18 protein-coding genes are annotated in these 18199 nt (G+C 52.0%); 15 read left to right on the plus strand and 3 right to left on the minus strand.

Translation table 11 applies throughout. The annotated features are described in order from the left end of the window. Nucleotides 1–5 precede the first annotated feature (5 nt). Together yrfG and igaA are read right to left on the minus strand one after the other, a co-directional pair. The gene (yrfG, locus tag A7589_RS10220; protein WP_010353807.1) at nucleotides 6–674 is read right to left on the minus strand and encodes a GMP/IMP nucleotidase; all 669 of its coding nucleotides are present in this window, start codon (nucleotides 672–674) and stop codon (nucleotides 6–8) included. Nucleotides 675–738: 64 nt separating this feature from the next. Further along, nucleotides 739–2874, minus strand: a complete 2136-nt coding sequence (gene igaA / locus A7589_RS10225; RefSeq protein WP_000104505.1) for an intracellular growth attenuator protein IgaA — start codon at nucleotides 2872–2874, stop codon at nucleotides 739–741. A gap of 321 nt (nucleotides 2875–3195) precedes the next feature. On the opposite strand from igaA, the gene nudE reads away from it, so the two are divergent. Beyond that, nucleotides 3196–3756, plus strand: a complete 561-nt coding sequence (gene nudE / locus A7589_RS10230) for an ADP compounds hydrolase NudE (protein ID WP_000045734.1) — start codon at nucleotides 3196–3198, stop codon at nucleotides 3754–3756. 166 nt (nucleotides 3757–3922) lie between these two features. Here the strand turns inward: nudE and mrcA are convergent, their stop codons facing one another. After that, complete coding sequence (mrcA, locus tag A7589_RS10235; RefSeq protein WP_010353804.1) at nucleotides 3923–6475, minus strand: peptidoglycan glycosyltransferase/peptidoglycan DD-transpeptidase MrcA; 2553 nt, start codon at nucleotides 6473–6475, stop codon at nucleotides 3923–3925. 119 nt (nucleotides 6476–6594) lie between these two features. Between mrcA and hofM the strand changes: the two genes are divergently transcribed. The 14 genes from hofM (at nucleotide 6595) to A7589_RS10305 (ending at nucleotide 18170) form a co-directional block, all read left to right on the plus strand. Further along, on the plus strand, nucleotides 6595–7374 hold the full coding sequence (hofM, locus tag A7589_RS10240; RefSeq protein ID WP_108188825.1) for a DNA utilization protein HofM: 780 nt from the start codon (nucleotides 6595–6597) through the stop codon (nucleotides 7372–7374). After that, nucleotides 7374–7913, plus strand: a complete 540-nt coding sequence (locus A7589_RS10245) for a PilN domain-containing protein (protein ID WP_001069303.1) — start codon at nucleotides 7374–7376, stop codon at nucleotides 7911–7913. The genes hofM and A7589_RS10245 overlap by 1 nt, the downstream gene beginning before the upstream one ends. Beyond that, nucleotides 7897–8337, plus strand: a complete 441-nt coding sequence (gene hofO, locus A7589_RS10250) for a DNA utilization protein HofO (RefSeq protein ID WP_001093902.1) — start codon at nucleotides 7897–7899, stop codon at nucleotides 8335–8337. The genes A7589_RS10245 and hofO overlap by 17 nt, the downstream gene beginning before the upstream one ends. After that, the gene (locus A7589_RS10255) at nucleotides 8327–8731 is read left to right on the plus strand and encodes a DUF2531 family protein (protein ID WP_001264142.1); all 405 of its coding nucleotides are present in this window, start codon (nucleotides 8327–8329) and stop codon (nucleotides 8729–8731) included. Before hofO ends, A7589_RS10255 begins: the two co-directional genes overlap by 11 nt. Further along, entirely contained in the window at nucleotides 8643–9881 is a 1239-nt protein-coding gene (gene hofQ, locus A7589_RS10260; protein ID WP_108188826.1) for a DNA uptake porin HofQ, read from the plus strand. The genes A7589_RS10255 and hofQ overlap by 89 nt, the downstream gene beginning before the upstream one ends. A gap of 400 nt (nucleotides 9882–10281) precedes the next feature. Beyond that, nucleotides 10282–10803 carry a shikimate kinase AroK gene (gene aroK, locus A7589_RS10265; RefSeq protein ID WP_000818618.1) on the plus strand — a complete coding sequence of 174 codons (522 nt, stop codon included), beginning with the start codon at nucleotides 10282–10284 and terminating at the stop codon, nucleotides 10801–10803. Nucleotides 10804–10859: 56 nt separating this feature from the next. Beyond that, nucleotides 10860–11948, plus strand: coding sequence for a 3-dehydroquinate synthase (gene aroB, locus A7589_RS10270; RefSeq protein ID WP_000439861.1), 1089 nt, complete (start codon nucleotides 10860–10862; stop codon nucleotides 11946–11948). Between the two features lie 91 nt (nucleotides 11949–12039). Then, nucleotides 12040–13338, plus strand: a complete 1299-nt coding sequence (gene damX, locus A7589_RS10275) for a cell division protein DamX (RefSeq protein WP_000343127.1) — start codon at nucleotides 12040–12042, stop codon at nucleotides 13336–13338. 106 nt (nucleotides 13339–13444) lie between these two features. Next, nucleotides 13445–14281, plus strand: a complete 837-nt coding sequence (dam, locus tag A7589_RS10280; protein WP_000742149.1) for an adenine-specific DNA-methyltransferase — start codon at nucleotides 13445–13447, stop codon at nucleotides 14279–14281. A gap of 17 nt (nucleotides 14282–14298) precedes the next feature. After that, nucleotides 14299–14976 (plus strand): ribulose-phosphate 3-epimerase, encoded by a 678-nt coding sequence (gene rpe / locus A7589_RS10285; RefSeq protein WP_000816280.1) that lies wholly within the window; start codon nucleotides 14299–14301, stop codon nucleotides 14974–14976. Beyond that, nucleotides 14969–15727 carry a phosphoglycolate phosphatase gene (gph, locus tag A7589_RS10290; protein WP_105282539.1) on the plus strand — a complete coding sequence of 253 codons (759 nt, stop codon included), beginning with the start codon at nucleotides 14969–14971 and terminating at the stop codon, nucleotides 15725–15727. The genes rpe and gph overlap by 8 nt, the downstream gene beginning before the upstream one ends. Next, the gene (trpS, locus tag A7589_RS10295; RefSeq protein WP_000165546.1) at nucleotides 15720–16724 is read left to right on the plus strand and encodes a tryptophan--tRNA ligase; all 1005 of its coding nucleotides are present in this window, start codon (nucleotides 15720–15722) and stop codon (nucleotides 16722–16724) included. Before gph ends, trpS begins: the two co-directional genes overlap by 8 nt. 161 nt (nucleotides 16725–16885) lie before the next feature. Then, nucleotides 16886–17791: a GntR family transcriptional regulator YhfZ gene (yhfZ, locus tag A7589_RS10300; RefSeq protein ID WP_001254800.1), complete on the plus strand. Its 906-nt coding sequence runs from the start codon at nucleotides 16886–16888 to the stop codon at nucleotides 17789–17791. Between the two features lie 16 nt (nucleotides 17792–17807). Next, entirely contained in the window at nucleotides 17808–18170 is a 363-nt protein-coding gene (locus A7589_RS10305; protein ID WP_010349551.1) for a hypothetical protein, read from the plus strand. Nucleotides 18171–18199 lie beyond the last annotated feature (29 nt).

Raw genomic sequence — 18199 nt, forward strand, 5'->3', positions numbered from 1 at the left:
CTCCTTCACATTAGCGAGGGGATCAGGCGGCGGTAGTCATTCAGTGACGGATGGCGCTGATACTGTTTTTCAGCAATCCCTGAGTCGGGATTAGTGACGCCGAGGCAGTAACGAATACCAAATTGCGCGGCAGCATCGAGAATCGCTTCGCTGTCATCGATAAACAGCGTTCTTTCAGCTTTCAGACCCGTAGCTTCGGCCACCGCATTCCATAACCGCTGATCCTCTTTCGGATAACCAAATGTGTGGGTGGAAAGTAATAAATCAAGGTGCGCGTCGAGACCGGTATGCTCAAGTTTTACCGCCAGGTTGTGCGGATGCGCGTTGGTGAGCAAAATTCGCTGCTTACCGCTGGCTTTAAGTGCCTCAAGAAACGGAATGGTATCTTCACGCAGTACGGCGCGCGGTCCCATCTCGGTGGTCATCGCACAGATATCCAGACCCAGTTGCTCACTCCAGTAATCAAGACAGTACCAGTTTAGCGTATGCTGCACGTCGTGATATTGCTGGCGCATATATTCCATCGCTTCCTGTGGCGTGACCCCGTTTTTCGCGCCCCAGGTTTCAGGCACCAGCTTTTGCCAGAAATAGTTATCGAAGGCGAGGTCGAGCAACGTGCCGTCCATATCCAGCAGAACGGTATCTACGTCCTGCCAGGCAATGTTGATATGCATGAGGGAAATCTCCAGAGTGAAGCAATTTGCGCGACAGGGTAGCATAACCTGCCGCGCAAACGTGTTATTCGATAAGGCTTTCTGAAGGGGTGATCAGTTGTGGATTCAGGCAGCTTTCATAATAGGCCTGAATTTCCATCATGCGAGTACGATGACGGTGATAACGACGCCAGGCCTGTACGCCATTATAGATGGCACTGCCCAGCATCGTCAGCAACAGCAATGTCGTGCCCAGATAGCGCCACAGGCCGGAGCGATCCGGGATGGGGTGCAAGCCGATATGCTGCGTACCGTTGGCATCGGTAAAAATATTGGTGACGATACCTTCGGCGTTAAACGGCGTATGCATCAGCATTTGCGCCAGTTTCTGGAAAGCGTTCCACTGTTCTTGCGGCGGGTAGTCGTAAAGTGATGCCGAAGGCCAGGGCTGATCAACAAAATCGCTGCCTTCGTCGCTGACAATCAGGAATCCTCCCGGTGCCGGGCTATTCAGTGATTGCGCCGCTCGCGCCGTTTCATGAGTAATAAATGGTGCTGTGGAGGTTTCCACCAGGTTATCGAGTGATTCTGCGCTCACCGGGCGGAGTAACACATTCACGCCGTCGAGTTTTCCAGCGTTAGCGCGTTTTACCAGTGCGTCCCAGTCCTTACTGTTGCCGAGATTCACCAGCGCATTTTTCAACCGAACACAATCATCTTTGGCGGCACAGAGATCGGCGGTTTTCAGCACGATGTCGCCAAAGTCATCGAGCAGTACCATGCCGGATTTCTGAATTGCTGAACGCAATGTGGCGCTGACGCGAGATTCATCATCCGGTTTCGGGTGCAACTGGCGGTTTACTGCCTCGGTCAGTGCCGTGGCCTTGTTGACCAGCTCAGATTCTGGTAATGGCAATGAACGGGCGTCATTCCAGATGATCTGCGAGCAGTCAAATGGTAAAAACGGTGAATTGGTTTTCGCGCTCCAGGTGCCTGACGTGCGGATATTACACATCCCTGTACCGCTAAGACGTAAGGTATCGCCTACACGTACTCCGGCATCTGCCAGTTGTTTAACGCTGGTGGCCTCAATGGTCTGCGCGCCTTTCATCCATGAGAGAGTGAATTTCAGCGGCATATCCAGCGGGATCCAGAATAACAGCATAAACAGCACCAGCAGCGAGCCCGCAGCGATAATCGTACTGCGCAGCCAGTGCTGTAACGGAAAGTTTTTTACTTCATCATGCAGCGAAAGATATCGCCCCTGACGCACTACGTGGCGGTCGAGATAGATATCAATATCGGTTTGTTGACCGAGATCCTGAGCAATGTATGGCTGCCAGTGTGCGGGATAGACCAGGTCGATAATACCGAGTGAAATATTGTTGATCTGTTCCTGATCGTTTTCTCCAAACAATCCCCAACGACGCGGCGTACCACGCAGACAGTGGATCTCCCGCAGGGATGATTTTGCTGGTGGCGCAAATAGCCCCCACAGACCAGCTCCCAGCAGCAGTAACGCGCCGCCAGCCAGCCACGGGACAAATACATCCGGGGTAATCAGGCAGAAAAAGAACATCAGGAAAGAGGCGACAATCAGCAACGCTTCGCGTAGCCCACGCGGGCGACTAAGCGCATACTCTTCATGCGTTTCTTTGCGAATATTGAGCAGTTCGATTTGCTCGCTTTCTTCACCGCGAATCGACGCCTGCGTTGACGGGACAGGCTGTAACGCATAGCCGCGAGTTTCCTGCATGTACTCTTGCAGCGTATGACCGTTGAGAGAAATAACCAGCGGCAGCGAATCGGTATGGATCAGTTCAACGCTATTTTCATCGTTGATGTACTGCTCCCAGAACGGGGGCAGGTGGACTTCCACCGAATCGAGATAATAACGCCATTTGTTAGGATCGTCGGTCGAAATGCCATAACGCGTGATGGCGTGTGTCAGCATCATGACGTTGTTGCTTTCAGCGTTCAGCGTCAGTGAAACGGGGGCTGCGCTGGCACCCGTCGGGCCAGGAACCTGCAAAACCTGCGTCAGGCTGTCGAGATAATTTTCAACGGCGCTACGTTCTTCAGGCATGAGTTTGCGCGTTTGCGCATCAGCGAAGGCGTTAGTCCAGGGCAGTTGACGCCGTCTGGAGCGCACCTTTATCAGCCATCCCGCAAGTAGTGAGCAGGCCAGCAAAGCAGCTAAAAAAATCACAATGGTGCTCATGCTTTCCCCATCTTACTTAATTTGTCAGGTGTGATTAGTCGCATCCTGGACACAATATAGGATTCTGCGGTTGGCTATCGGCAAGCGTGGAGTTGAACTTGAGCATCATTAAGCGCATCCCAGTAACCGGTGATCATAGCAAACCCTCTGAGGGCGGAATATCAGCAAATTCCTGGAGTTATTTCAACCTATTGACTTTTAATTTGATTTGAGAATGATTATTTATTAAGTTACGTAAATGTAAATAACATGCAATTCACATTGCCGAATGCGTGTCCGATATCGCACAATAACTGCTGATTTCACAGCATAGATTCCACGATGAGCAAATCATTACAAAAACCCACCATTCTGAATGTTGAAACTGTAGCCCGTTCCCGATTGTTTACCATCGAAAGCGTGGATCTGGAGTTCAGCAACGGCGTGCGGCGTGTTTATGAACGAATGCGTCCAACCAACCGGGAAGCCGTGATGATTGTGCCAATTGTGGACGATCACCTGATTTTGATCCGCGAATACGCGGTGGGAACCGAATCCTACGAGTTAGGATTTTCGAAAGGGTTAATTGACCCCGGTGAAAGTGTCTATGAAGCGGCAAACCGCGAACTCAAAGAAGAAGTGGGATTTGGCGCAAGGGATCTGACTTTTTTGAAGAAACTCAGCATGGCACCGTCTTACTTCTCCAGCAAAATGAATATCGTGGTGGCGCAGGATCTTTACCCTGAATCGCTGGAAGGCGACGAACCAGAGCCACTACCGCAGGTGCGCTGGCCGCTGACGCATATGATGGATTTGCTCGAAGATCCTGACTTCAATGAAGCGCGTAATGTCAGCGCGTTGTTCCTGGTGCGCGAGTGGTTGAAGGGGCAGGGACGGTTGTAAATACGTGGAGCTTGCCTGATGCGCTACGCTTATCAGGCCTACGTGGTTCCTGCAATGTATTGAGTTTCGACGATTTTGTTGGCTGGATAAGGCGTTCACGCCGCATCCAGCATGAACAACGCGCACTTTGTCTGCAAACTGAAAAGGCGCCGAAGCGCCTTTTTAATCAGAACAATTCCTGAGCCTCACCATTATCAATAATGGTTGTCCCTACCTCGCGCACCGCCTGCTGTGTAGGTTGCGTACCTTCGATGAAATACTCTTCGCGGCTGTTACCACCGTTGGCCAGTTGCCCGGTGCTGCGATCAATATTCACCGTCACAATACCTGGCGGCGGCGTCAGCGGTTGTTCCGGTACACCTTCCAGAACGGCTTTCATATAAGCGTCCCATGCTGGCTGGGCGCTCTTTGCACCGCCTTCGTAACCGGAGATCTGATCTTTAATCGCCCCGGAAGCCGTGGTGTGACCGAGATTACGACGGTGATCGTCAAAGCCAATCCATACCGAGGTCACAACGCCCGGACCGTAACCCGAAAACCACGCATCTTTCGAACTGTTGGTCGTCCCGGTTTTCCCGCCGATATCATGACGTTGCAAATCACGACCTGCGCGCCAGCCGGTGCCTTGCCAGCCAGGTTCACCAAAGATATTGGTGTTCAGGGCGCTCTTAATCAGGAATGCCAGCGGTGTGCTGATGACGTGTGGAGCGTATTCTGGCGCGCCAGTTTTTGCTACTAATGCCTGATTAGCCTGCTCCAGCTGCGGCATCGGAACAGAAACATTCTGCTGTTCGCGAGAGATAGCCACGTCTTCAACGTCGCTGTTTTCCAGCACGTTCGATTTTTGCGTATCACCGTAAATCACCGGAATATCACATTCCGGGCAGGCTACTTTCGGTTTCGCTTCGAAAATCACGCCGCCCTGGTCGTTTTCAATTTTGCTGATAAACCAGGGGTCGACCAGGAAGCCACCATTAGCCATCACTGCGTACCCGCGCGCCACCTGCAACGGCGTGAAGGAAGCGGAACCCAGTGCCAGTGACTCAGTGTGGACAATGTTTTGTGCCGGGAAGCCGAAGCGTTGCAAATACTCTGCGGCATAGTCCACGCCCATCGCTCGCATCGCACGTACCATTACCACGTTTTTCGACTGTCCCAGCCCTTGACGTAAACGGATTGGACCGGCGTACTGCGGCGGTGAGTTTTTCGGCTGCCAGTCAGAACCCGCGCCTGCATCCCAGCGGGAAATTGGCACATCGTTCAGCATACTTGCCAGCGTCAGCCCTTTATCCATCGCAGCGGTGTAGAGGAACGGCTTGATATTCGAACCAACCTGACGCAGTGCCTGGGTAGCGCGGTTAAATTTGCTTTGGTTGAAGTCAAAGCCACCGACTAACGCCATAACCGCACCGTTTTGTGGATTGATCGATACCAGCGCCGAGTTCACTTCCGGCACCTGTGCCAGCCACCAGTCATCGCCCACCTGGCGAACCCAGATTTGCTGGCCTGTTTGCACAACATCGGTCACTTTACGCGGCGTCGGTCCCTGCTGAGTATCGGAACGATAAGGCCGTGCCCAGCGAATCCCTTCCATACGCAGCGTCACAGATGTTCCGTCCGCCAACATTGCTGTCGCTTCCTGCGGGTTGGCGCGGGTGACAGCGGCAGGTAGCAGCGGACCATAGGTTGGCAGCGCCTTCAGCGTATCGGTAATCTTTTTGTCATCCCACGCTGATTCACCTACTTTCCACAGCACATTGGCCGGGCCGCGATAGCCGTGACGCATGTCGTAGTCCAGTACGTTATTACGCACGGCTTGCTGTGCGGCCTGCTGCACTTTGCGGGTAATGGTCGTGTAAATGCGATAGCCGTCTTCATAAGCGTTTTCGCCGTAACGGTTATACATCTCCTGACGTACCATTTCGGTGAGATACGGCGCTGAGAAGGCGATCTCCGGTGCGTGATAGTTGGCGTTAATCGCTTCGGTGCGTGTCTCATCAAGCTGCTGTTGGGTGATATACCCTTCGTCCAGCATTCGCGACAGCACGACGTTACGCCGCGCGACGGCTCGATCCATTGAATAGAGCGGGTTGAAGGTGGAAGGGGCTTTAGGCAGCCCGGCAATCACCGCCATTTCGTTCAACGTCAATTGGTCGACGGTTTTACCGAAATAGACTTGTGCCGCAGCACCGACACCATAGGCGCGGTAACCGAGATAAATCTTGTTCAGATAAAGCTCGAGGATCTCGTCTTTCGTCAGCAACTGTTCAATACGAATCGCGAGGAAGACTTCCTTAATTTTACGCATTAGCGTGCGTTCTGGACTCAGGAAGAAGTTTCTCGCCAGTTGTTGGGTGATGGTGCTCGCCCCTTGCGATGCGTGACCGGAGAACAGCGCCACGCTTGCCGCACGGAAGATCCCCACAGGGTCAACTCCGTGATGCTCGTAGAAGCGGCTATCTTCCGTCGCAATAAAGGCTTTCACCATTTCCGGCGGGATTTGATCCAACGTAACCGGAATACGACGTTTTTCACCGTATTGAGCAATTAGCTCGCCATCGGCGCTGTAAATCTGCATCGGAATTTGCAGGCGTACATCTTTTAATGTCGCCACATCCGGCAGTTGTGGCTCGATGTAGCGGTAGAGGCCATAAATCGAGCCTGCTCCCAGCAGAATGCAACAGACTGCAAGGATCAATAAATACTTTACGAACTTCACTGGAAATTTCCCATTTAGTTTCATTTGGGCAGTTTATAAACAAACGCGCGGTAGTATAAAGGCAAGCCAGACGCATTGATATACCCGTCAGAGTGACGGGGGATAAGGAGATCATCACAATGACATTTAAGACCTGGCAAATTGGTTTGCATTTACAACAGCAAGAAGCGGTGGCGGTTGCTATCGTGCGTGGCGCGAAAGAATGCTTTTTGCAACGCTGGTGGCGTTTGCCGCTGGCGACCGACATTATCAAAGATGGGCGCATTATTGACGCGGAACGGCTGACTAAAACGTTGTTACCGTGGAGTCGTGAACTGCCACACCGTCATCACATTATGTTGGCATTTCCCGCTAGCCGAACGTTACAAAGGGCATTTCCGCGTCCGGCAATGTCCCTGGGCGAACGGGAGCAAATGGCCTGGTTGACAGGTACGATGGCTCGCGAGCTGGATATGGAACCGGACTCCCTGCGCTTTGATTACAGCGAAGATTCGCTAGGTCCCGCCTATAACGTGACCGCTGCGCAAAGCAAAGAGCTGGCAACGCTGCTTAGCCTGGCAGAAAGATTGCGTATTCACGTTAGTGCGATTACCCCAGACGCCTGCGCTTTGCAGCGATTCCTGCCTTTTTTACCTTCTCATCAGCAATGTCTGGCCTGGCGTGATAACGAACAGTGGCTATGGGCGACACGTTATAGCTGGGGGCGCAAACTGGCGGTAGGGATGACAAGCGCGAATGAACTGGCCGCGACGTTAGCCATTAATTCTGAAAGTCTCGCGATATGCGGTGAAGGCGGATTTGACCCCTGGAATGCGGTTTCTGTGCGTCAGCCGCCGCTACCGCCGCCAGGTGGAGATTTTGCTATCGCGCTGGGGCTGGCGCTTGGGGAGGGGTGCTGATGAATCCGCCAATCAATTTTTTGCCCTGGCGAGAGCAACGCCGGACGGCCTTTCTTCGCTTCTGGTTGCTGATGTTCGTTGCTCCTCTGCTGCTGGTTGTCGGGATAACGCTAATGCTGCGTTTGACAACCAACGCTGAAGTACGCGTTGACGCTGTTTTGCTTCAGGCGGAACAACAACGCGCCAGCACCCTACAAGCCAGTAAACCCCGTTTGCTGGAACGCCAACAATTACGCGAACAGCGTTTGCAACGTCAGTGCCAGCGACAATTTACCCGCGACTGGCAATCTGCGCTGGAGTCACTGGCGGCACTTTTTCCCGAACACGCCTGGCTGACAACGATAAGCTGGCAGCAGGGAACGTTGGAGGTAAAGGGACTTGCGACGAACATTACTGCGCTAAATGCACTGGAAAAAGCACTCCGCCAGGATGCTTCTTTTCAGCTCAATCAGCGTGGAGCCACGCAGCAGGATGCTCAAGGTCGCTGGCAATTTGAGTATCAGTTAACAAGGACGGTTAGCGATGAACACTCTCTTTGACTGGTGGTTCGCGACATCACTCCGTATCCGCCAGTTTTGCTGGGCAGTCTGGTTGCTGATGTTAGTTACGCTCATTTTTCTTTCATCGACACACCATGAAGAGAGTGACGCATTAATTCGACTGCGGGCAAGTAATCACCAGCAATGGACTGCACTGTATCGCCTGGTAGACACCACTCCCATCATTGAAGAAAAGACGTTGCCCTTTTCGCCACTGGATTTTCAGTTGCCCGGCGCGCAACTGCTTTACTGGCATCCATCCGCTCAGGGAGGCGAGTTGGCGTTGAAAACGTTCTGGGAAGCTGTGCCGTCGGCATTTACACGACTGGCAGAGCACAACGTCAGCGTGAGCCGTTTTTTGTTAAGCGTGGAAGGTGGCGATCTTTTGTTCACGCTACAACTGGAGATGCCGCATGAGGGTTAAACGCTGGTTGTTGGTAGGCATTGCCTTGTGTCTTTTAACCGGTATGCGCGACCCTTTTAAGCCGCCGGAGGATCTATGCCGGGTAAGCGAACTTAGCCAGTGGCGTTATCAGGGGATGGTAGGGCGAGGCGAGCGCGTTATTGGCGTAATAAAAGATGGGCAAAAAAAATGGCGACGGGTGCAGCAAAACGATGTGCTGGAGAATGGCTGGACAATTTTACAACTGACGCCAGAAACATTAACGCTGGGAACCGGAAAAAACTGCGAACCGCCACAGTGGTTGTGGCAACGGCAAGGAGATAAAAATGAAGCAATGGATAGCCGCACTACTGTTGATGATGATACCCAGCGTACAGGCGGCAAAGCCGCAAAAAGTGACGCTGATGGTGGATGACGTTCCGGTGGCTCAGGTATTGCAGGCGCTGGCTGAACAGGAGAAGTTAAACCTGGTGGTTTCGCCAGACGTCAGCGGTACGGTGTCGTTACATCTCACTGACGTTCCCTGGAAACAGGCACTACAAACCGTAGTGAAAAGCGCCGGGCTGATAACGCGCCAGGAAGGCAACATTCTTTCAGTGCATTCTGTTGCCTGGCAGAATGACAATATCGCCCGTCAGGAGGCTGAACAGGTGCGGGCGCAGGCAAATCTGCCGCTGGAAAATCGCAATATTACTCTGCAATACGCCGACGCCGGAGAGCTGGCGAAAGCTGGGGAGAAGCTACTTAGCGCCAAAGGCAGCATGACTGTCGATAAACACACTAATCGCCTTTTGCTGCGTGATAACAAAACGGCGTTAAGTGCGCTGGAACAATGGGTAGCGCAAATGGATTTGCCGGTCGGGCAGGTTGAACTTTCGGCGCACATTGTCACCATTAATGAAAAAAGTTTGCGGGAATTGGGGGTGAAATGGACGCTGGCCGATGCGCAACAAACTGGCGGCGTTGGGCAAGTGACCACGCTCGGTAGCGATCTCTCCGTAGCGACGGCGACAACGCATATCGGTTTTAACATTGGGCGCATCAGCGGGCGTTTACTGGATCTGGAGCTTTCCGCGCTCGAACAAAAACAGCAACTGGATATTATCGCCAGCCCGCGTCTGCTGGCCTCACATCTCCAGCCTGCCAGCATTAAACAGGGGAGCGAGATCCCGTATCAGGTTTCCAGTGGTGAAAGCGGCGCGACGTCGGTGGAATTTAAAGAGGCCGTGCTGGGAATGGAGGTCACGCCCACGGTATTACAAAAAGGTCGCATCCGACTGAAATTACACATCAGCCAGAACGTTCCGGGGCAGGTGCTACAACAAGCTGATGGCGAAGTGCTGGCGATTGATAAGCAGGAGATCGAAACGCAAGTTGAGGTAAAAAGCGGAGAAACGCTGGCACTGGGTGGCATTTTTACCCGTAAAAATAAATCGGGTCAGGATAGCGTACCGCTGTTGGGCGACATCCCCTGGTTCGGGCAATTATTTCGTCATGACGGAAAAGAAGGTGAACGACGCGAGTTAGTGGTATTTATCACGCCACGGTTGGTTTCCAGTGAGTAAACTACCGCGAAAACGGCGATGTTTTCATGCTGAACATGTTTCATCTATTTGACGCGCGCAGGTATTTAGCATACAAGGAGTACCGATTTGAGAGTCGGTGCTCTTTGTTACCTGCGTTTTATGATGGTGATTTATCTTTCACGCGGCATTTTGCTGTCTTTTTTAGGCTAATCTTACCCGGTGATTTATCGCCAGAGCGGTGATAGCAAGGCAGTGCACCTGCAGCGACCAGATATGCAGAGGGATGGGCAATTTATTCAGTTGCCAAACCCGCTGGAGTATTGAGATAATTTTCAGTCTGACTCTCGCAATATCTTATGAGGTTTCAGTTCATGTCCTGCGGCGCTCTCTGAGCGAAGCGGGTTTATCATTAACGAATAGTCTTAGTAGTACCGAAAAAATGGCAGAGAAACGCAATATCTTTCTGGTTGGGCCTATGGGTGCCGGAAAAAGCACTATTGGGCGCCAGTTAGCTCAACAACTCAATATGGAATTTTACGATTCCGATCAAGAGATTGAGAAACGAACCGGAGCTGATGTGGGCTGGGTTTTCGATTTAGAAGGCGAAGAAGGCTTCCGCGATCGCGAAGAAAAGGTCATCAATGAGTTGACCGAGAAACAGGGTATTGTGCTGGCTACTGGCGGCGGCTCTGTGAAATCCCGCGAAACGCGTAACCGTCTTTCCGCACGTGGCGTTGTCGTTTATCTTGAAACGACCATCGAAAAGCAACTTGCGCGCACGCAGCGTGATAAAAAACGCCCGTTGCTGCACGTTGAAACACCGCCGCGTGAAGTTCTGGAAGCATTGGCTAATGAACGCAATCCGCTGTATGAAGAGATTGCCGACGTGACCATTCGTACTGATGATCAAAGCGCCAAAGTGGTCGCAAACCAGATTATTCACATGCTGGAAAGCAACTAATTCTGGCTTTATATACACTCGTCTGCGGGTACAGTAATTAAGGTGGATGTCGCGTTATGGAGAGGATAGTCGTCACTCTCGGGGAACGTAGTTACCCAATTACCATCGCATCTGGTTTGTTTAACGAACCAGCTTCATTCTTACCGCTGAAATCGGGTGAGCAGGTGATGTTGGTCACCAACGAAACCCTGGCTCCTCTGTATCTCGATAAGGTTCGCGGCGTACTTGAACAGGCGGGTGTTAACGTTGATAGCGTTATCCTTCCTGACGGCGAGCAGTATAAAAGCCTGGCAGTACTCGACACCGTTTTTACGGCGTTGTTGCAAAAGCCGCACGGTCGCGATACGACGCTGGTGGCGCTTGGCGGCGGCGTAGTAGGCGATCTTACCGGTTTTGCAGCGGCGAGCTATCAGCGCGGCGTTCGCTTCATTCAAGTCCCGACGACATTGTTGTCACAGGTAGACTCTTCCGTTGGCGGCAAAACCGCAGTCAACCATCCCCTCGGTAAAAATATGATTGGCGCTTTTTATCAGCCAGCATCAGTGGTGGTGGATCTCGACTGTCTGAAAACGCTTCCCCCGAGAGAGTTAGCTTCGGGGCTGGCGGAAGTCATCAAATACGGCATTATTCTTGACGGTGAGTTTTTCAACTGGCTGGAAGATAATCTGGATGCGCTGCTCAGTCTGGATGGTCCGGCAATGGCGTACTGTATTCGTCGTTGCTGTGAGCTGAAAGCAGAAGTTGTCGCTGCCGACGAGCGCGAATCCGGCTTACGTGCTTTACTGAATCTGGGACATACCTTTGGTCATGCTATTGAAGCGGAAATGGGGTATGGCAATTGGTTGCACGGTGAGGCGGTCGCGGCGGGTATGGTGATGGCGGCTCGAACGTCGGAACGTCTCGGGCAGTTTAGTTCTGCCGAAACGCAGCGTATTATTACCCTGCTTACGCGGGCTGGATTACCGGTTAATGGGCCGCGCGAAATGTCCGCGCAGGCGTATTTACCGCATATGCTGCGTGACAAGAAAGTCCTTGCGGGAGAGATGCGCTTAATTCTTCCGCTGGCAATTGGTAAGAGTGAAGTTCGCGGCGGTGTATCGCACGAGCTTGTTCTTAACGCTATTGCCGATTGTCAATCAGCGTAACAACAAGAAAGGTCAGGCCGCTTATCAAGTGGTCTATTAGCTTCAGGTTAATTGCAACGTGGTAAGCATTAACCTTTTAGTGGGGTGTTAAATGGATGAATTCAAACCAGAAGACGAGCTGAAACCCGATCCCAGCGATCGTCGTACTGGTCGTTCTCGTCAACCTTCTGAGCGTTCAGAACGTACTGAACGTGGCGAACCGCAGATCAATTTTGATGATATCGAACTTGATGAAACTGACGATCGCCGTCCGACTCGTGCGCAAAAAGAGCGCAATGAGGAACCGGAAATCGAAGAAGAAATTGATGATTCCGAAGATGAAGCTGTGGATGACGAGCGCGTAGAGCGTCGTCCGCGTAAGCGCAAAAAAGCAGCCAGCAAACCGGCTTCTCGTCAGTATATGATGATGGGCGTCGGTATTCTGGTTCTGCTGCTGTTGATCATCGGTATCGGTTCTGCGCTAAAAGCCCCCTCGACCTCTTCCAGCGATCAAACCGCGTCTGGCGAGAAGAGTATTGATCTTGCTGGCAATGCGGCCGATCAGGCGAATGGTGTGCAACCAGCGCCGGGAACCACGTCTGCGGAAAATACCCAGCAGGATGTTTCTCTGCCGCCGATTTCTTCTACGCCGACTCAGGGGCAAACCCCGGCGGCAACGGATGGTCAACAACGTGTTGAAGTGCAGGGTGACCTGAATAACGCGCTGACCCAGCCGCAAAATCAGCAACAGCTGAACAATGTGGCGGTGAACTCTACGCTGCCGACTGAACCCGCGACTGTAGCGCCAGTTCGTAATGGCAACGCATCGCGTGATACGGCGAAAGCGCAAACCGCTGAACGTCCGACCACCACGCGTCCAGCACGTCAGCAGGCGGTGATTGAGCCGAAAAAACCACAAGCAACTGTGAAAACGGAACCGAAGCCGGTAGCACAGACGCCGAAACGTACTGAACCGGCTGCACCTGTGGCGAGCACGAAGGCACCGGCTGCGACTTCTACGCCAGCCGCAACGCCAGCACCAAAAGAGACGGCGACTACGGCTCCAGTACAGACGGCATCCCCGGCGCAAACCACGGCAACACCAGCCGCTGGAGCGAAGACCGCAGGTAATGTTGGTTCGTTGAAATCGGCACCGTCCAGCCATTACACTCTGCAGCTGAGCAGTTCTTCTAACTACGACAACCTGAACGGTTGGGCGAAGAAAGAGAATCTGAAAAATTACGTTGTCTATGAAACGACGCGTAATGGTCAGCCGTGGTATGTACTGGTTTCTGGCGTGTATGCTTCGAAAGAAGAAGCGAAAAAAGCGGTATCTACATTGCCAGCCGATGTTCAGGCCAAAAACCCGTGGGCGAAACCGCTGCGTCAGGTACAGGCCGATCTAAAGTAATCAAGGTTATCTCCCGCAATGGTTTATCGTTGCGGGAGTTGCCTGAAGCGCTGGATGCTGTCGGAGCTTTCTCCACAGCCGGAGAAGGTGTAATTAGTTAGTCAGCATGAAGAAAAATCGCGCTTTTTTGAAGTGGGCAGGGGGCAAATATCCCCTGCTTGATGATATTAAACGGCATTTGCCTAAGGGTGAATGTCTGGTTGAACCTTTTGTGGGTGCCGGGTCGGTGTTTCTCAACACCGACTTTTCTCGTTATATCCTTGCCGATATCAATAGCGACCTGATCAGTCTCTACAACATTGTGAAGATGCGTACTGATGAGTACGTGCAGGCTGCCCGCGAGCTGTTTGTTCCTGAGACAAATTGCGCCGAGGTTTACTATCAGTTCCGCGAAGAGTTCAATAAAAGCCAGGATCCGTTCCGCCGGGCGGTACTGTTTTTATATTTGAACCGCTACGGTTACAACGGTCTGTGTCGTTACAATCTGCGCGGCGAGTTTAACGTGCCGTTTGGTCGCTACAAAAAACCCTATTTCCCGGAAGCTGAGTTGTATCACTTCGCTGAAAAAGCGCAGAATGCCTTTTTCTATTGTGAGTCTTACGCCGATAGCATGGCGCGCGCAGATGATGTATCCGTCGTCTATTGCGATCCGCCTTATGCACCGCTATCCGCGACCGCCAACTTTACGGCGTATCACACAAACAGTTTTACTCTTGAACAACAAGCGCATCTGGCGGAGATCGCCGAAGGTCTGGTTAACCGTCAGATCCCGGTACTGATTTCTAACCATGATACGGCGCTAACGCGCGAGTGGTATCAGCGCGCAAAATTGCATGTCGTCAAAGTTCGACGCAGTATAAGCAGCAACGGCGGCACACGTAAAAAGGTGGACGAACTGCTGGCTTTGTACAAACCAGGAGTCGTTTCACCCGCAAAAAAATAATTCTCAAGGAGAAGCGGATGAAACAGTATTTGATTGCCCCCTCAATTCTGTCGGCTGATTTTGCCCGCCTGGGTGAAGATACCGCAAAGGCCCTGGCAGCTGGCGCTGATGTCGTGCATTTTGACGTCATGGATAACCACTATGTTCCCAACCTGACGATTGGACCAATGGTGCTGAAATCCTTGCGTAATTACGGCATTACCGCCCCTATCGACGTACATCTGATGGTGAAACCAGTTGATCGCATTGTGCCGGATTTCGCTGCCGCAGGCGCCAGCATCATTACCTTTCATCCTGAAGCCTCCGAGCATGTTGACCGCACGCTGCAACTGATTAAAGAAAATGGCTGTAAAGCGGGGCTGGTATTTAACCCGGCGACACCGCTGAGCTATCTCGACTATGTGATGGACAAACTGGATGTGATCCTGCTGATGTCCGTCAACCCTGGTTTCGGTGGTCAGTCTTTCATTCCTCAAACACTGGATAAACTGCGCGAAGTACGTCGTCGTATCGACGAGTCTGGCTTTGACATTCGTCTGGAAGTGGACGGTGGCGTGAAGGTGAACAACATTGGCGAAATCGCTGCGGCGGGCGCGGATATGTTTGTCGCTGGCTCCGCTATTTTCGACCAGCCAGACTATAAAAAAGTCATTGATGAAATGCGCAGTGAACTGGCAAAGGTAAGTCATGAATAAGTTTGAAGATATTCGCGGCGTCGCTTTTGATCTTGATGGTACGCTGGTCGACAGTGCTCCTGGTCTTGCTGCTGCGGTAGATATGGCGCTGTATGCGCTGGAGTTGCCCGTTGCAGGCGAAGAACGTGTTATTACCTGGATTGGTAACGGTGCAGATGTCCTGATGGAGCGCGCATTGACCTGGGCGCGTCAGGAACGTGCGACTCAGCGTAAAACAATGGGTAAACCGCCCGTTGATGACGACATTCCGGCAGAAGAACAAGTACGTATTCTGCGTAAACTGTTTGATCGCTACTATGGCGAAGTTGCCGAAGAGGGGACGTTTTTGTTCCCGCACGTGGCCGATACGCTTGGCGCGTTGCAGGCTAAAGGCTTGCCGCTAGGTCTGGTCACCAACAAACCAACGCCGTTCGTCGCGCCGCTGCTGGAAGCCTTAGATATCGCAAAATACTTTAGCGTGGTCATCGGCGGCGATGACGTACAAAACAAAAAACCACACCCGGACCCGCTGCTACTGGTGGCTGAACGGATGGGTATTGTCCCGCAACAGATGCTGTTTGTCGGCGACTCACGCAATGATATTCAGGCGGCAAAAGCGGCAGGTTGCCCATCCGTTGGCTTAACCTACGGATATAACTACGGCGAGGCTATCGATCTCAGCCAGCCTGATGTAATTTATCAGTCTATAAATGACCTTCTGCCCGCATTAGGGCTTCCGCATAGCGAAAATCAGGAATCGAAAAATGACTAAGCCCATCGTTTTTAGTGGCGCACAGCCCTCAGGTGAATTGACCATTGGTAACTACATGGGTGCGCTGCGTCAGTGGGTAAACATGCAGGATGACTACCATTGCATTTACTGTATCGTTGACCAACACGCGATCACCGTGCGCCAGGATGCACAGAAGCTGCGTAAAGCGACGCTGGATACACTGGCGTTGTACCTGGCTTGCGGTATCGATCCTGAGAAAAGCACTATTTTTGTTCAGTCCCACGTGCCGGAACATGCGCAGTTAGGCTGGGCGCTGAACTGCTATACCTACTTCGGCGAGCTGAGCCGCATGACGCAGTTTAAAGATAAATCTGCGCGTTATGCCGAGAACATTAACGCTGGTCTGTTTGACTATCCGGTGCTGATGGCTGCGGACATCCTGCTGTATCAAACCAATCTGGTGCCGGTCGGTGAAGACCAGAAACAGCACCTGGAACTGAGCCGCGATATCGCCCAGCGTTTCAACGCGCTGTATGGCGATATCTTTAAAGTACCGGAGCCGTTTATTCCGAAATCTGGCGCGCGCGTAATGTCGTTGCTGGAGCCGACCAAGAAGATGTCCAAGTCTGACGATAACCGCAATAACGTTATCGGTCTGCTGGAAGATCCGAAATCGGTAGTGAAGAAAATCAAACGTGCGGTCACTGACTCCGACGAGCCGCCGGTAGTTCGCTACGACGTGCAGAACAAGGCGGGCGTTTCTAACCTGCTGGATATCCTTTCTGCGGTAACGGGTCAAAGCATCCCGGAACTGGAAAAACAGTTCGAAGGCAAGATGTATGGTCACCTGAAAGGCGAAGTAGCTGAAGCGGTTTCCGGTATGCTGACTGAATTGCAGGAACGTTATCACCGTTTCCGCAACGATGAAGCCTTCCTGCAACAGGTGATGAAAGACGGCGCAGAAAAAGCCAGCGCACACGCTTCCCGTACACTGAAAGCGGTTTACGAAGCGATTGGTTTTGTGGCGAAGCCGTAATTCACTATTGATACCAAAAACCGGGGAAACCCGGTTTTTTTACGTCCTTATTTGCAATAACCCAAAAAAATGTGAAGCATCTCGCCGTTTCCACATCTCTTTGTTGCGCCTTATCTTCATTTTCATGAAGATATAAATATTCATTTTATTGAAAATTTATTATGCGTCGAACGTTTATCAAAAAAGAAGGCGTCGTCATCACGACGCTGGCTCGTTATTTGTTAGGTGAAAAGTGTGGTAATCGCCTGAAAACCATAGATGAACTGGCAACTGAATGCCGTTCGTCCGTCGGCCTGACGCAGGCCGCGTTAAAAAATCTGGAGTCAAGCGGCGCGATTCGGATTGAACGTCGCGGGCGCAATGGCAGTTATCTGGTAGAGATGGATAACAAAGCACTGTTGACCCATGTTGATATCAATAATGTGGTATGTGCGATGCCCTTGCCCTATACCCGCTTGTATGAAGGTTTAGCGAGCGGGTTAAAAGCTCAGTTTGATGGCATTCCTTTTTACTATGCGCATATGCGTGGTGCGGACATTCGCGTGGAGTGTTTGCTTAACGGTGTCTATGACATGGCGGTAGTTTCGCGACTGGCGGCGGAAAGTTATCTCACGCAAAAAGGCTTATGTCTTGCGCTGGAGTTGGGGCCGCATACCTACGTTGGCGAGCACCAGTTGATTTGCCGTAAAGGGGAGTCAGGTAACGTGAAGCGCGTGGGGCTGGATAACCGTTCGGCAGATCAGAAGATCATGACCGATGTCTTTTTTGGCAGTAGCGATGTGGAGCGAGTCGATCTCTCTTATCACGAGAGTTTACAACGCATTGTTAAAGGCGATGTCGATGCGGTTATCTGGAATGTGGTAGCGGAAAGCGAACTGGCCATGCAGGGATTAGAAGCGACGCCGCTAACAGACGATCCGCGATTTTTACAGGCTACTGAAGCCGTGGTTTTGACGCGAGCCGATGATTACCCGATGCAACAATTGCTGCGTGCGGTTGTTGATAAACACGCCCTGCTTGCCCATCAACAGCGAGTGGTCAGTGGGGAACAGGAACCCAGTTATTAAACGAAAGGCATCTAAAATGGAAACCAGACTCAACCTGCTTTGCGATGCAGGGGTCATCGATAAGGACATCTGCAAAGGCATGATGCAGGTCGTCAAAGTACTGGAAACAGAATGCCATCTACCAGTGCGCAGTGAGCAGGGGATGATGGCAATGATACATATGGCGAGTGCGCTGATGCGCAGTCGTCGCGGCGAACAGATCCAGCCACTGGATGACGAATTGCTGGCTGAACTGGCGCAATGTAGCCACTGGCCAGCGATCATGCAGTTGCACCAGGTGTTATTGCAGGGATTCGCGCTGGAAGTTAACCCGTGTGAAGAAGGCTATTTGCTGGCCAACCTTTATGGATTATGGATGGCCGCTAACGAAGAGGTCTGAAGCCCACAACAAATCCACGTCGCATAACT

The organism is Escherichia sp. MOD1-EC6475 (assembly GCF_003046645.1).
Lineage (GTDB): Bacteria > Pseudomonadota > Gammaproteobacteria > Enterobacterales > Enterobacteriaceae > Escherichia > Escherichia ruysiae.

Coding starts and splice junctions, on each gene's coding strand:
- A7589_RS10255 (WP_001264142.1), top strand. CDS start 8,327: ATGAGGGTTAAACGCTGGTTGTTGGTAGGCATTGCCTTGTGTCTTTTA.
- hofQ (WP_108188826.1), top strand. CDS start 8,643: ATGAAGCAATGGATAGCCGCACTACTGTTGATGATGATACCCAGCGTA.
- yrfG (WP_010353807.1), bottom strand. CDS start 674: ATGCATATCAACATTGCCTGGCAGGACGTAGATACCGTTCTGCTGGAT.
- aroK (WP_000818618.1), top strand. CDS start 10,282: ATGGCAGAGAAACGCAATATCTTTCTGGTTGGGCCTATGGGTGCCGGA.
- nudE (WP_000045734.1), top strand. CDS start 3,196: ATGAGCAAATCATTACAAAAACCCACCATTCTGAATGTTGAAACTGTA.
- igaA (WP_000104505.1), bottom strand. CDS start 2,874: ATGAGCACCATTGTGATTTTTTTAGCTGCTTTGCTGGCCTGCTCACTA.
- hofM (WP_108188825.1), top strand. CDS start 6,595: ATGACATTTAAGACCTGGCAAATTGGTTTGCATTTACAACAGCAAGAA.
- hofO (WP_001093902.1), top strand. CDS start 7,897: ATGAACACTCTCTTTGACTGGTGGTTCGCGACATCACTCCGTATCCGC.
- yhfZ (WP_001254800.1), top strand. CDS start 16,886: ATGCGTCGAACGTTTATCAAAAAAGAAGGCGTCGTCATCACGACGCTG.
- A7589_RS10305 (WP_010349551.1), top strand. CDS start 17,808: ATGGAAACCAGACTCAACCTGCTTTGCGATGCAGGGGTCATCGATAAG.
- aroB (WP_000439861.1), top strand. CDS start 10,860: ATGGAGAGGATAGTCGTCACTCTCGGGGAACGTAGTTACCCAATTACC.
- rpe (WP_000816280.1), top strand. CDS start 14,299: ATGAAACAGTATTTGATTGCCCCCTCAATTCTGTCGGCTGATTTTGCC.
- trpS (WP_000165546.1), top strand. CDS start 15,720: ATGACTAAGCCCATCGTTTTTAGTGGCGCACAGCCCTCAGGTGAATTG.
- gph (WP_105282539.1), top strand. CDS start 14,969: ATGAATAAGTTTGAAGATATTCGCGGCGTCGCTTTTGATCTTGATGGT.
- damX (WP_000343127.1), top strand. CDS start 12,040: ATGGATGAATTCAAACCAGAAGACGAGCTGAAACCCGATCCCAGCGAT.
- A7589_RS10245 (WP_001069303.1), top strand. CDS start 7,374: ATGAATCCGCCAATCAATTTTTTGCCCTGGCGAGAGCAACGCCGGACG.
- dam (WP_000742149.1), top strand. CDS start 13,445: ATGAAGAAAAATCGCGCTTTTTTGAAGTGGGCAGGGGGCAAATATCCC.